Annotated in this window: 13 protein-coding genes; 6 read left to right on the top strand and 7 right to left on the bottom strand. The window is 65.5% G+C overall.

Annotation, left to right across the window (positions count from 1 at the left end; genetic code table 11):
- Positions 1 to 49: 49 nt before the first annotated feature.
- Positions 50 to 973: a polyprenyl synthetase family protein gene (locus AAFG16_RS45870; protein ID WP_283082734.1), complete on the bottom strand. Its 924-nt coding sequence runs from the start codon at positions 971 to 973 to the stop codon at positions 50 to 52.
- Between the two features lie 160 nt (positions 974 to 1133).
- Between AAFG16_RS45870 and mtgA the strand changes: the two genes are divergently transcribed.
- From mtgA to AAFG16_RS45855, 3 genes are all read left to right on the top strand, one after another.
- Positions 1134 to 1808 (top strand): monofunctional biosynthetic peptidoglycan transglycosylase, encoded by a 675-nt coding sequence (gene mtgA / locus AAFG16_RS45865; RefSeq protein ID WP_342735861.1) that lies wholly within the window; start codon positions 1134 to 1136, stop codon positions 1806 to 1808.
- Positions 1809 to 1977: 169 nt separating this feature from the next.
- Positions 1978 to 2160 (top strand): 50S ribosomal protein L32, encoded by a 183-nt coding sequence (rpmF, locus tag AAFG16_RS45860; RefSeq protein WP_007598106.1) that lies wholly within the window; start codon positions 1978 to 1980, stop codon positions 2158 to 2160.
- Positions 2161 to 2304: 144 nt separating this feature from the next.
- Positions 2305 to 2952: a hypothetical protein gene (locus AAFG16_RS45855; protein ID WP_342735859.1), complete on the top strand. Its 648-nt coding sequence runs from the start codon at positions 2305 to 2307 to the stop codon at positions 2950 to 2952.
- A gap of 157 nt (positions 2953 to 3109) precedes the next feature.
- On the opposite strand, the gene AAFG16_RS45850 is transcribed toward AAFG16_RS45855, so the two are convergent.
- On the bottom strand, positions 3110 to 3370 hold the full coding sequence (locus AAFG16_RS45850; RefSeq protein ID WP_342735857.1) for a hypothetical protein: 261 nt from the start codon (positions 3368 to 3370) through the stop codon (positions 3110 to 3112).
- 222 nt (positions 3371 to 3592) lie between these two features.
- Here AAFG16_RS45850 and AAFG16_RS45845 point away from each other — a divergent pair, with 222 nt between their 5' ends.
- The gene (locus AAFG16_RS45845) at positions 3593 to 5287 is read left to right on the top strand and encodes a bifunctional diguanylate cyclase/phosphodiesterase (protein WP_342735855.1); all 1695 of its coding nucleotides are present in this window, start codon (positions 3593 to 3595) and stop codon (positions 5285 to 5287) included.
- 179 nt (positions 5288 to 5466) lie between these two features.
- On the opposite strand, the gene AAFG16_RS45840 is transcribed toward AAFG16_RS45845, so the two are convergent.
- Positions 5467 to 5835: an antibiotic biosynthesis monooxygenase family protein gene (locus AAFG16_RS45840; protein ID WP_027563254.1), complete on the bottom strand. Its 369-nt coding sequence runs from the start codon at positions 5833 to 5835 to the stop codon at positions 5467 to 5469.
- 97 nt (positions 5836 to 5932) lie between these two features.
- On the opposite strand from AAFG16_RS45840, the gene AAFG16_RS45835 reads away from it, so the two are divergent.
- Positions 5933 to 6397 carry a MarR family winged helix-turn-helix transcriptional regulator gene (locus tag AAFG16_RS45835; RefSeq protein WP_342735853.1) on the top strand — a complete coding sequence of 155 codons (465 nt, stop codon included), beginning with the start codon at positions 5933 to 5935 and terminating at the stop codon, positions 6395 to 6397.
- 10 nt (positions 6398 to 6407) lie between these two features.
- Here AAFG16_RS45835 and AAFG16_RS45830 read toward each other — a convergent pair whose 3' ends face one another.
- The 4 genes from AAFG16_RS45830 to AAFG16_RS45815 form a co-directional block, all read right to left on the bottom strand.
- Positions 6408 to 9275, bottom strand: a complete 2868-nt coding sequence (locus AAFG16_RS45830) for a PAS-domain containing protein (RefSeq protein WP_342735851.1) — start codon at positions 9273 to 9275, stop codon at positions 6408 to 6410.
- A 246-nt stretch (positions 9276 to 9521) separates the two neighbouring features.
- Complete coding sequence (locus AAFG16_RS45825) at positions 9522 to 10397, bottom strand: acyl-CoA acyltransferase (RefSeq protein ID WP_342735849.1); 876 nt, start codon at positions 10395 to 10397, stop codon at positions 9522 to 9524.
- Positions 10398 to 10438: 41 nt separating this feature from the next.
- Entirely contained in the window at positions 10439 to 11419 is a 981-nt protein-coding gene (locus AAFG16_RS45820) for an amino acid--[acyl-carrier-protein] ligase (RefSeq protein WP_342735847.1), read from the bottom strand.
- 40 nt (positions 11420 to 11459) lie between these two features.
- Positions 11460 to 12677: an acyl-CoA dehydrogenase family protein gene (locus tag AAFG16_RS45815; RefSeq protein ID WP_283082725.1), complete on the bottom strand. Its 1218-nt coding sequence runs from the start codon at positions 12675 to 12677 to the stop codon at positions 11460 to 11462.
- Positions 12678 to 13034: 357 nt separating this feature from the next.
- Between AAFG16_RS45815 and AAFG16_RS45810 the strand changes: the two genes are divergently transcribed.
- Positions 13035 to 13307, top strand: a complete 273-nt coding sequence (locus tag AAFG16_RS45810; RefSeq protein WP_342735845.1) for a phosphopantetheine-binding protein — start codon at positions 13035 to 13037, stop codon at positions 13305 to 13307.
- The last annotated feature ends 121 nt before the right edge of the window (positions 13308 to 13428 follow it).

Genomic DNA, 13428 nt, shown 5'->3' with positions numbered 1-13428 from the left:
CACCCGCGCCTTCGGCGCGACCTCTCCCGCAAGCGGGAGAGGTGAAACGTCAGCTCTTCCGTTCCGCCACAAAGCGCGCGGCGGCCTGGAGCACGGCGGCGCGGTCGCCGAAGATCGACACCGCGCTGTCGGCCCGCGCGAGCAGGTCGCGCACGCGCTGCTTGGCGCCTTCAATGCCGAGCTGGGTGACGAAGGTGGTCTTGCCGAGCACGGCATCGGCGCCGGCCGGCTTGCCGAGCGCAGCCGCATCGCCTTCGACGTCGAGCAGATCATCGGCGATCTGGAAGGCTTCGCCGAGCGCGCGGCCGTAATCGTCGAGCGCCTGATATTCCTTTGGCGAGGCCTGGCCGAGGATCGCGCCGGCGATGCAGCCGTAGCGCAACAGCGCGCCGGTCTTCATCTGCTGAATGCGGGCGACATCGATCGGCTCGTTGCCGCCAAAGCGGCCTTCGCCGGCGAGATCGAGGATCTGGCCGCCGACCATGCCGCCGATGCCGGCGCAGCGCGCCAGCGCGCGCGTCAAGAGCAGGCGCACATTGGCGTCGCGATGGATCTCGTCGCGGGTGATGATGTCGAAGGCGAGCGTCAGGAGACCGTCACCGGCGAGGATCGCGGTGGCGTCATCGGTCTTCTTGTGCAGGGTGGGGCGGCCGCGGCGCAGGTCCGAATTGTCCATCGCCGGCAGGTCGTCATGGATCAACGAATAGCAGTGGATGCATTCGAGCGCAGCGCCAGCGAGCAGCGCGGCCTCGCGCGGCACGCCGAACACCGCCGCGCTCTCGACCACCAGGAACGGCCGCAGGCGCTTGCCGCCGTTCAGGCTCGAATAGCGCATTGCGTCCATCAGTCGCTTGGGCCGGGCGATCTCATCGTGCAGGATGTCGTCCGATAAGAGGCGCCCGAGCAGGGCCTCGGTATCATCAGCGGTCTTGTCCAGACGTTTGGCGAAATCGGACGGGGACGTGCCGGTCATCAAGAAGGGCTCCAGAACTAAAATTCGGCCGGACAATCCTTTATGCGCCCGCCCCAGTCAATCGTTTGGAAGGCGTAAAAAGTGCTGGAAAAGGCCCGAATTATCACAGACTTAATGCCAGCCTTGTGGCCGCGTTTCGTTTTCCGCCGGAAAGGTCGATTTGCGCATCGTTAAAATCCTGCTGGCGCTGCTCGCGATCGTGGTTCTCGCGCCCTATGTGATCGCGCCGTTCTACCGCGCCGGCCATCCGGTTTCGACGCTGATGGCCTGGCGCAGCTTGCGCGGCGCGCCGATGCAGCGGGAATGGATTGATCTGGCTAACATGTCGCCCTATCTGCCGCGCGCGGTGGTGGCGGCCGAGGACGCTCATTTCTGCAAGCATCACGGCATCGATTGGGGCGCGCTCCGCGAGGCCATCGACGACGCCAGGGAGGACGGCACCGCCTTCCGGGGCGCCTCCACCATCCCGCAGCAGGTGGCGAAGAACCTGTTCCTCTGGCAGGGCCGGGATTTCGTCCGCAAGGCGCTGGAATTCCCGCTGGCGCTGTGGATCGACTTGGTCCTGCCCAAGGCGCGGATCCTGGAGATTTACCTCAACATCGCCGAGCTCGGCCCCCAGGGCCAATTCGGGGTGGAGGCGGCCAGCGCCTATGCCTTCGGCAAATCGGCCGAGGACCTCTCGCCCCGGGAAGCGGCCCTGCTGGCCTCGATCCTGCCCAACCCGGTCAAACGCAGCGCCCGGACCCCCGGCCCGGGTGTCCGGCGGCTGGCGGCGGCCTATATGGCGCGGGGGCAGGCGAGCTCGCTTGTGACCTGCTGGCGGGAAAATCGCTGATTTCGGGCCCATTTGGGGCATATTTTCCGGCCCAAGAGCCTAGCTTTACGGCCAGCCTTCCTCTATAAGCGCGGCCTTGATCGGCATTCAGCTCGCCTCGTATTGCGGGTGCTGAGCCGTCCCCTCGCGGACGATGCCCTGATGACACCAATCCCTAGAGGATATTGAAATGGCCGTTCCGAGAAGAAAAACCTCGCCGTCGCGCCGTGGCATGCGCCGCTCGGCAGACGCCATCAAGAAGCCGACCTATGTGGAAGACAAGGACTCCGGCGAGCTCCGTCGTCCGCACCATCTCGACCTCAAGACCGGCATGTACAAGGGCCGTCAGGTCCTGAAGAAGAAAGAGTCCTGAGTTTTCGGACTTTTCTCGGGGCAGGACGATTTGACCTGCCTGATTTCGGCCAACGCATGAGATATGACAGTGACGGCGGCGGAGCCAATGCTTCGCCGCCGCATTGTCCTGTCTGGATATCTTGATCGAGAAGGCATTTCGCCGATGGTCGGTTTCCCGCTGCTCCTGATTCCGCTCGCGGTCTACAACATCATCGCCTTCCTGATGCCCACCGTGTCGTTCACGGACGTGCTGTTCAAGGTGCCGATGATCACGGGCGAGACCTGGCCGGTCACGCTCGCCGATCTGCTGCTTGCGCTCGGCGTGGTGCTGCTGCTGCTCGAGGTGGTCAAAGGCGCGCGGCCCGGCTCCAAATTCCTGATGGATCATCTGCTGTCGCTGATCATCTTCGGCGCGGCCGCCGCCGAATTCGTGATGTGGCCCAAATTCGGCAACTCCACCTTTTTCCTGCTGGTGCTGCTCGCGATGGCCGATTTCCTCGGCGGCATCGCCCAGCGCACGCGTCGCCGCGTCGCCTATGTCGCCGAGACGGTGCCGGCGCCGCGCAGGGCCAAGCGCCAGGCCGAAGCGCCGGCAGATGAACCCCCATCCGAGCCCAGGTTCGAGCCGGCGCCAGCGCCGCCGCAAGCCGCGCCTGTCGTGCCGCCCGCGCCCACGGCGCAGTCGGTCGCCGAATCCGTGCTGATGGATCATCCCGCGCCAAAGCCGGTGAACCCGTCCTCGCCGGAAATTCCCTCGCCGCATCTGCAGCCGGGCAGCGGCACGCCGTCGTCTCCCGACGCGCCGCGCTGACTGAGCGCCGAGGCCACCGCCACGTCATGGCCGGGCTCGTCCCGGCCATCCACGTCTTAGCCACGTTGAAGGCAGATCGTGGATGCCCGGGACAAGCCCGGGCATGACGATCTCTCTATGCCGCGAGTGCGAGGCAACGAGCGTCTAGAAGATTCAATTAAGCCACCTGCCGCGTGCGCGCGGTGACGCTTGGAAGCGGGCGCTTGCTGCCATAGGCCATCCGCGCGTCCTCAGAGGAGCCGCGGCGCAGCCGTGTGGTCTGGGGCAGGTGCTCGGCATTGGCGATGAGCTGGGTGACGAAGCTCGGATCGGGACGCGGCAGCGGCGCCTTGTGGACCCACGCAAGCGTGGGCACGACCGGCACCAGGGCCGTGCCCGTGCCGGCTTCCACCGCGTCCGATCGATCAGTACTCAACATCGCAATCACCGTTGATCCGGCGAAGATGTCGCGTTTCGGGACGCTGGCGCCGGGTGCGTGTCAGTACTCGCAAGGCCTATGCCGGACGGCCCGGTTTGGTTCCGCCGCACGCAGAAACGTGGTTTCCAAATTGTTTATCAACTTTGCCTAGGGTCGAGGGCGAATCTGGCTCTATCCTGTGCCGGCTCCGGACTCCCCTGCTGTCCCGAAACGAGGCGATTTTTGACCCCCGCATTGCCGCAAGCCTCCGACATCCTCGCCGCGCTCGGCCAGGCCCTGTTCGCCTGGGACATCGCCAGCGATGTCATCGTCTGGGGGGAGCAGGTCAGCGCCGTCTTCCCCGATATCCCGGCCGAACGACTCGCGACCGGCGCCGAGTTCGCCAAGCTGATCGAACCTTCGCAGTTGCTGCGGACCGCCGCGCTGGCGCAGACCTCCGCCGTGCACGGCGCCGACGGCACGCCCTACCGGGTCGAGTATGGCGTGCGCATGAGCGCCGCCGATCCCGTGGTCTGGATCGAGGAGACCGGCCGCTGGTTCGCCGGCCCCGATGGCCGTCCCACGCGCGCGATCGGCTCTGTCCGCATCAACAATGAGCGGCATGCCCGCGACGAGGAGCTGACCAAGCTCGCCCGGCTCGATCCGCTGACCGGCGAGCTGAACCGCTCGCACCTGATCGCGGCGCTGGCCGAGGCGATCGAGGAGACGACCCGCTTCCGCTCGACCGCAGCCTTCATGCTGGTCGGCATCGACCATCTCGCCCGCGTCAACGACGCCTTCGGCTTCGACGTTGCGGATGCGGTGATCCTCGACGTCGCCAAGCGCATCCGTGCGCGGCTGCGCGGCGGTGACGTGCTCGGGCGCTTCTCCGGCAACAAGTTCGGTCTGATCCTGAAGAACTGCACTGTCGACGACATGAACGTCGCCGCCGAACGCTTCCTCGCCGGCATCCGCGACGAGGTGGTGCCGACCAAATCCGGGCCGGTCTCGGTCACGGCCTCGATCGGCGCGGTCAGCCTGCCGCGCTATGCCCGTAGCACCGACGAGGCGGTCAACCGCGCCCATGAGACGCTGGACGCGGCCAAGCGCCGCCGCGCCGGCTCGTTCGCGGCCTGGCGTCCGGATGCCGCGCGCGACGCGCAGCGCCGCGTCAACATCCGCGTCACCGACGAGATCGTGACCGCGCTGAACGAGCGCCGCATCAAGCTCGCCTACGAGCCGGTGGTGGCTGCCGTCTCGCGCGAGCGCGCGTTCCACGAATGCCTGGTGCGGATGGATCAGGGCGACGGCCAGGTGCTGCTCGCGCCTGACATCGTGCCGGTGGCGGAGCGGCTCGGTCTGATCCGCCTCGTCGATCACCGCGTGCTCGAGCTCGTCGTCGCCGAGCTCGCAGCCGCGCCCGCAATCTGCCTCAGCCTCAACATCTCGCCGGATACGACCATGGATCCGGACTGGTGGGCCGGAATCGAATCGCTGATGCAGACCCATCCCGGCGTTGCCGAGCGGCTGATCGTCGAGATCACCGAGACGGTTGCGATCCAGGACATCGACGACGTCCGCGCCTTCGTCGGCCGGCTCAAGCATTTCGGCAGCCGCATCGCCATCGACGATTTCGGCGCCGGCTACACTTCGTTCCGAAACCTGCGCAAGCTCGGCGTCGACATCGTCAAGATCGACGGCGCCTTCGTGCAGAACATCACCCATTCCGCCGACGATCGCGCTTTCGTGCAGACCCTGATCGACCTCGCCCGCCGCCTCGACATCAAGACCGTGGCCGAATGGGTGCAGGACGAGGAAGCCGCCAACATGCTGCGCGACTGGGGCTGCGACTACATCCAGGGCCGCCTGATCGGGCTGGCATCGGCCGAGCGCCCGTGGGGTGCGCCGCCGGACAGCGCGCTGCCCGCGGCAAGCTGAGGTGCCGTAGTTGAGACGCCGTAGGGTGGGCAAAGCGAAGCGTGCCCACGACTTCAGTTGCATTCATGGAGAGATGGTGGGCACGGCGCAAGTGCGCCTTTTGCCCACCCTACGATAGTGTGCGTGGGGTAACTTTTCCCCCGCCATTGCGAGCGTAGCGAAGCAATGACGATGCGTAGCTACGCCACGCAAATTCCTGCCACCGCCACCTTCTGAAACAGATGCGGGCTTGCCACGGCCGACGCCGGATAGTCCGCGATCTTGGCGCGGAATTCGGGGTGGGTGAACGCCGCGCGGAAATGCGCGTTGGATTCCCACACCGCGTAATTGAGATAGGTCGGATTGTCGCCGACGGCACGGTGAAGCTGGGTCGAGATGAAACCCGGCTGCCGCTTCATGAAAGCGGCATCGTCTTGCCAGCTCGTCAGGAAGCTCTGTTCATCCGCGGCATCCAGCGTGAACAAATTGACCAGCACCACGGGGCCTGCATCGAGCGCGATCTGGCGGTCGATCGGGAAGGCGGGGTCGAGAGGGCGCATCTGGGGCATGGCACTACTCCATCCAGTTTGGTATCATCATGTCAATTCGACAATACACGACATAGATATTTGACATGATGATGTCAATACGGAATAATCGAGGCAAATGAGCAAGACCAAGCGCACCCCGGCGGGCGATGCCCTGACCGGCCTCATCCTCGACCTGTTCCGGGCCAACGGCCTGCTTCTCACCGCAGGTGACCGGCTGGTCGCCTCGCTCGGCCTCACCAGCGCCCGCTGGCAGATCCTCGGGGCGATCGTCGATGCCGAGCGCCCCGAGCCGGTCGCCTGGCTGGCGCGCAATCTCGGCGCCAATCGCCAGAACGTGCAGCGGATCGTCAACGATCTGGAGCGGGATGGTCTCGTCGTGTTCGAGACCAACCCGCATCATCGCCGGGCGCAGCTCGTGGTGCTCACCGACAAGGGCAGGCAGGTCTACGATGCCGCCGGCCGCTTGCAGGTCCCGTGGGTCAACGGCCTGGCGGATGGCTTGTCTGTGAAGGAGATCGAGATCGCCCACCGCCTGATCGGCGCCCTGCGCGACCGGCTCGAGGATCCTGGCGAAGACTGATGGCTGCGGCTTACGCCACGCGGCGAACCGCGTTCAGCGTCTCGATGGTACGTCCGACCTCGGCCGCCGGGCACGGCTTGCCGAAATAATATCCCTGCACCGCGGTGCAGCCGCATTCGCGGACGAAGTCGAGCTGCTCGATGGTCTCCACGCCTTCCGCCGTGGTCTCGACGCCGAGCACGGAGCCGAGGCTGGCAATGGTGCGGACGATGGCGATGCTCTCGGGGCTTTCGCCGAGCGTGCCGACGAAGGAGCGGTCGATCTTGATGCGGTCGAACGGAAACTTGCGCAGGTAGCTCAGCGAGGAATAGCCGACGCCGAAATCGTCGAGGCTGACGCGGACGCCCAGCGCACGGAGCTGGTGCAAAATCTCGATCGTCGCCTCGCTGTCGTCGAGGAGGGCGGTCTCGGTGACCTCGAGCTCGAGACGCTGCGGCGGCAGGCCGGCTTCCGCCAGCGCGCTCGTGACCATCGCGACCAGCCCGCGCGAGCGGAACTGCACCGGCGACAGGTTCACCGCGACGGTGACATCAGGCCATGAGGCGGCCGTGGCGCAGGCCGTGCGCAGCACCCATTCGCCGATCGGCACGATCAGCCCATTCTCTTCCGCGATCGGAATGAACTCGGCCGGCGAGACGAAACCGCGCGAGGGATGTTTCCAGCGCAGCAGCGCTTCGAAACCGGTGAGCTCGGTGGTGTCGAGCCGCACCTGCGGCTGGAACACCAGATGGAATTGGCTGCCTTCCAGCGCGCCGCGCAGGTCGTGCTCCAGCGCGTGGCGGCTGCGCGCCTCTTCCTCCATCTCGGGCTCGAACAGCTGATAGGCGCCGCGGCCCTTGGCCTTGGCCTGGTACAGCGCGAGATCGGCGCATTTCATCAGCTCGTCGGCATCGAGGCCGTGATCGGGCGCGATCGCGATGCCGACGGAGACGCCGACATGGATCGACTGGCTTTCCAGCGCCGGCGGGTGACCGATGATCTCGACCAGGCGGCGAGCGAGCTTCTCGGCCGATTCCGGCTGCGGCCCGCGCTGAAGCACGGCGAATTCGTCGCCGCCGAGGCGCGCGACGGTGTCGTTCTCGCCGACATTCTCCTTTAGCCGCGCCGCGACCCAGCGCAGCAGCCGGTCGCCGGCAGCGTGGCCAAGGCGGTCGTTGACGGTCTTGAAATTGTCGAGGTCGAAGCAGAGCACCGCCATCGCGCCGCCGGCGATCGCCACCTGGTTCAGCCCCTCGCCCATCTTCTCGCGGAACAGCGTGCGGTTGGGCAGATCAGTCAGGGAATCGTGCCGCGCCATGTGCGCCACGCGCGCCTGCGCCTTGTGACGCTCCGTGACGTCCTCATAGGTGACGACCCAGCCGCCATGCTCCATCCGCTTGTGGTTGAGCTTGATGATGCGGCCGTCGCTCAAATGACGGTGCAGAGTGTGCTCGCCTTCCCGCAGCCGCTCGACATAGTCGGCATAGAGCTTGGCCGCGGTCGTGTTCGGATGGATGCCGAGATCGCAGCTGTGCTCCATGATCTCGCGCATCGAGACGCCGGGCTTCACCACGTCGGGGGAGAGGCCGTACATCTCGATGTAGCGGCGGTTGCACACGATGACGCGCAGGCTTGCATCGAGCATGCACAGGCCCTGGCTCATGTTGTTCAGCGCCGCGTCGAAGCGGCGGTATTGCTCGCTCAGCTCCTCGACCGCGCGCTCGCGCTCGGTGATGTCCTCGTAGGTGGCGACGAAGCCGCCCTCGGCCAGCGCGCAATAGCGCACCGAGATCACGGTGTCGTTCGACATGCTCCGGCGCATCGGCGAGGAGTCGCGATTGGCGATCCGGGCGCGGGCGGTTTCGAGGATCTGCTGCGGGCTGTATTCCGAGGAGAACGCGCCGTTCACCATCGATCGCTCGATCAGCTCGCCCAGATGCGTGCCGGGCCTGGTCTCCTCCGGCGACAGCCGGTAGATGGTGCGGTAGGTGGTGTTGCAGACGCGCAGGCGCATGTCGCTGTCGTAGAAGGCGAGCCCGTGTGCCATGTTCTCCAGCGCCGCATCGAGGATGAAGTTCTGCTGCCGCAGTGCCTCCTCGTATTGCAGCCGATCGGTGACGTCTTCGTGCACCGTCACCCAGCCGCCGTCGGGCAGGAAGCGCGAGACGGCCTGCACCATCCGCCCGTCATAGCGCTTCACCAGCAGGGTTTTCGCCTTCCTGCTGCGCACGTCCTCCAGCCTGGTGTCATGGAATTCGTCGGCCGACATGCCCGGCAAATTGCCGCGCGACAGCCAATGGTCAATGGCCGTGCTGTGCGTGATGCCCGGTTTCACCACCTCGGGGTCGAGATCGTAGAGGTTCAGGAAGCGTTCGTTGCAGACCACGACGCAGCTGTCGGCATCATACATGATGAGGCCGTGCGACATGTTGGCGAGCGCGTGCTGGCTGCGCTCGGTCTGCACACGCAATTCCGCTTCGAGCCGGGCGAGGCGGCTGACGTCGTCGCAGATCGTCATCCAGCCGCCGCCGGGGAGCGGCTTGAGCTCGAGCGACATGACGAGGCCGGTCGCAAGCCGCTGCTCGGTCCGGAACGGCTTGCCCGCTGCGATCTGCGCGATCCGCGCCGAATACAGCGTGTCGAGCTCGTCCTCGGGAAAGTTGCCGCGCCTTGCGCTGTGCGCAAGCACCTCGCGGTAGCTCGTGCCGACCCGCACGATTTCGGCCGACATGTCGAACAGGCCGAGGTAGCGTCGATTGACCAGCACGATCCGGTTGTCGGCATCATAGACGCAGACGCCCTGCTCCATGTGGTCGAGCGCAAGCTGGCTCAGCCCGACCAGGGCCTCCGGGCCCTGCTCGCGGCGTGCACCAAGCTCATTGTCGCGGGTCGACGTCATGGGGTCGGCGAGGTCTCGGCGGGCAATAGACTTAACGCAACGTAATTCGGGCGCCGAGGGTAGCGAAGAGGCGGGAAAATTCCCTTAAGCGCAGTAGTTTACGGAGGGTGACTGGGAATGAGGAAAGGCGTGTGTCGGCACGCGAATGCGGAAGCGCCTGCGAGCCAGAGTTAGCCGAGAGCGCGCAACAAATCCCATCGTCGTCCCTGCGTTCGCACGGACGACAGCGGATGTTTGGCTCGATTCCTACGGCCCGTACAGCACGAGCTCCGTATCCGTGAGGTCGCCGAGTTGCGGGCGATGCGGGCCCTTGAAATATTTGCGGCCGCGCCGCTCGGTATAAAGGCCGGCGAGGCCGGGAATCGGGCCGTTGGAATCGACCGCGACCGAGATCTTGCCGAGCCGCAGCAAGAGCCGGCCGATGCGGCCGGCGCAGGCGGCGTATTCGGCGGCGCTGCGGCAATAGATCAGCTTCATCGCGGGCGGCGCGATGAAGCCGCGGCGGATGCGCACCGGTTGCAGGATGAACGGGAACGTTCCCTTCGGCGTTCGGACGACCAGGCTGAGGCAATTGTAGCGCGCATGCCGCGTCAACAGCTCGGTCTCCTCGGCGGAAAGTCCCTCGATGGTCTTGGCGTGCTGCGGGATGACCTCGATCTTGCTCCAGCGCGGGGCGCGCGACAGCGCCGGCACGGAGAAGAAGATGCCGCGGCAATAGGCGCGAAAACCCTGGGTCTCGATGATCGGCCAGGTCCACGGCGCCGGGCTGATGTTGAGATAGGTGACGTCCTTGTGCCGCTGCGCGATCTTGGTCAGCAGCGGCGCATAGTTGCGGTGGGCCGGATCGACATACCAGCTCGACAAATTGCACTGGATGGCGGTCTCCTCGCCGACCTTCCGCGCCGTGTAGATCAGCAGCAGCACGCCGACCGGCGTGCCGTCATTGTCGAGCATGTAGCCGAAGCGCGGATAGCCCTCCGGCACGGGCCGGAAGGCCTGACGGCGCAGGCCCTGGATCCAGTAATTGTACGAGCGGCCGACGAAGCCGCGCGTCAACAGGTCCGCGACCGCCTCGACGTCGGCTTCGGTGATCTCGCGGCATCGGACCTTGGTGTGGATCACGCTCGTCTTGCCCGTGGAAATGGGAGGCCTCGTGAGTTTAGTTAGCGCCAGCCTTCGCCATGGGCTTCAGTCGCGACGTGCGGCTGCATGCCCATGATCTCCCGCACCTTGGCGGGCCAGGCGGAAAGGTCGGTGCCGTGGGTGTGGAACATGGCGACGGCGAGGCGATCCATGCCGAAGGCGACGCAGCCGGTGTGCGCGGGCTCGCCATTGGCGTCCTGGATGCCCCAGGTCGTGCCGAAATGTTCGCGGTGATAGTTGAAGCTCATGCAGGCGGTCGGCTGCTCTTCCGAGCGCAGCGGGATCAAGAGCTCGAACTTGAGCTGCTGCTGCTTCTGGCTCACCGCCTTCATCTGGCCGACGCGGCCGAAGAACGGATCGCTGGCATAGTCGACGCGGAAGGTCAGGCCGAGGTCGGTCGCGATCTTCTGCGCGCGCAGCATCCAGCGCTCGCGGAAATCGGCGACGTCATCGGGCGTGCCGATGCAGACATATTCGCGCATCCGGAACGATTGCAGCCGGTCGAGATGCTTTGACGGCTCGCGGCGAAAGCAGTCGGCGGCGACGTCGAAGCGCAGGCCGCCTTTAGGCAACTGGCCGCGGCTCGCCGCGATCGGATAGACCGGATAGCAGGCGGCGGGCGAGAGCACGAGGTCGGCGGGCGAGAGCGAGGTGGTCCAGTCGCCGCCGGCATCGAAGCGGCTCACCGCGGCATTGATCTCGCGTTCGGTACCGTGCAGGCCGCAGACGCAGCCGAGCAGGTTCGGAAAGCTCTTGAGATAGCCTGATTTCTCCAGCTGGGCCCGGCTCATCACCGGCGGGAAGCGCAGCGCTTCGGTACCGGCCTCGCGATGCCGAGTGATCAGCGCGGCGAGCTTCTCGACGACGCCCTCATAGAACGCGGTGCGGGCATAGACGCCGTCCGAGCCCATACGGTGGAACAGCTTGTCGGCGAGATGATCGAGCGGATCGGCGATCTCGGGCGCGGTCTCGGGCGAGTTGGGGAGGACGGCAATGTTCATGGAATGGTGTCCTGCTATCTGAAAAATTGTTCTTGTTGTTTCAGTCGTGAAGGCTTGCCGGCACGCCGCTCATCAACGTCGAGGTCGCGGCGTTGGCCAGAATGCGGTCGTTGTTGATCATGATCGGCGACGACAGCACGTCGCGCAGGTGGCGGCCCATGGTGAACTCGCCGTCATTGCGGTAGCCGGAGAGGCCGGCGGTGCGCATCGCGTGCATCACGGTCTCGACCGCGAGCTCGGAGGCCTGCACCTTGAGCAGCGTGATCGAGGACTGGAAGTCGAGCGAGCCGAGCGCGCGCTCGTCGTGCTCGGCGCGGGCAAAGGCCTCGATATTGGCCGCGATCAGCGCGCGCAGTTTTGCGAGCGACATCTTTGCGGCGGTGAAATGGGCGGCGGCCGGCGGCATCTGACCGCCGGACGAGCGTGCCGCCTTGCGAATGAAGGCCTGCGCGCGCGTGACGGCGGCGGCGGCAATGCCGGCCCAGGCCGACGACCAGCACAGATGCGCGAACGGCGTCATGGTCTGGGCATGGATCTTGTCATAAGCCTCGGGGAAGACGCGGTCGGCGGGACAGTCGACCTTCAGCTCGAATCCGGTCGAGCAGGTGCCGCGCATGCCGAGCGTTTCCCAGCCCTGGGTCTGCTTCAGCGAATAGTCGTCCTTAGCGAGCGCCAGCAGCACCTGGTCGGAAGCGGCGGCATTGGTGGCGCGGCGGGCGATGGTGACGAGGCCGTCGGCCTCGGCGCCGTAGGAGATCACGGTGGCGTCGCGCACCAGCGAGATGGTGTCGCCGGCGTGATCGACCGCGGCCGCGCTGGCGCGGATGTTGCCGCCGTTCTGGCCTTCGGTGGTGGAGGAGGCGAGCAGCCACTGGTCGCGCGCGACCCGCCGCATCATGGTTTCCATCCAGGGAATACCGTGGCCATGCCTGGTCACGCAGGCGACCTTTGTCGTGTGCATCGCGTAGATCATCGCGGTCGAGGCGCAGGCGCGCCCGAGCGTGTAGCAGATGTCGGTGACGTCGTGGATCGAGGCACCGAAGCCGCCGAACTCGACCGGGATCATGACGCCGAGCAGTTTCTGCTCGCGCGCGACGTCGAAAGCCTTATGAGGAAAGCGGGCGTCGCGATCGACGCCGTCTGCGTCGGCGGCCGCCGCAGCGGCGGTCCGGGCGGCGCGCTCGATCAGGGAGGGACCCTGCTCGAGAAAACTCATTTGTGTTTCGTCGACAGTGAGGACCGCTTCACGCACGTTCATACTCGTCCGCCTCCGGTTTGTCGTTCAGGATCGCCGGCATCATTCGCGATGCCGCTTGGCGCGATCCTCCGATCATCTTTGCTTGTGGGAGAGGCTAGGGATTTAATTCAAATTCGTCGATGAAATAGAGGGTAAACGAAGCCCGATTCCGAATGGACAGTTAAAGTCGGGTTGTTTGCGTCGCTGGAAATCTGGAGGTCGCGTTAGGGTTCTGGAAGAAGGGCGAATTCCAGACAATCTGAGTCATCGTTTACTAAGAAACGCGAAGTAATGGTGACGCCCATTGCGAGATCGGCTGGCCGTGCCCATCGTAGCCGGCGACCGGTCCGACCTTTGATAACAGATGGGAATTTACCGATGCAGGCCTTCGATACCGATTTGCGCAATCGCATCATCAAGCTGGTGAAGGGCATCCTCGAGCAGAATTCGCTCAGCGCTGATGTCAAGCCACAGGCGAAGCTCGTCGACGTCGGCCTGACCTCGATGGACATGGTCAATCTGATGCTCGGCGTCGAAGCCGAGTTCGACTTCACCATCCCGCAAGCCGAGATCACGCCGGATAATTTCCGGTCCGTCGAGACGCTGGAGCGCATGGTTGCGACCCAGCTGAAGCTGGCGACCGCGGCTTAATTAGGCTGCAACTCTCCCGCCGGTGTCGTCCCTGCCTAGTGCGCAATTGCGCACTAGGCAGGGACGACACTGAGTGTGAGGCCGGCACCACCGCTTCTCACAGCACCGCCATCCCCCGACT

This window comes from Bradyrhizobium sp. B117, from assembly GCF_038969555.1.
Taxonomy (GTDB): domain Bacteria; phylum Pseudomonadota; class Alphaproteobacteria; order Rhizobiales; family Xanthobacteraceae; genus Bradyrhizobium.
Note: the sequence above shows the minus strand (reverse complement) of the source record. Positions and strands in the feature narration are given on the sequence as shown.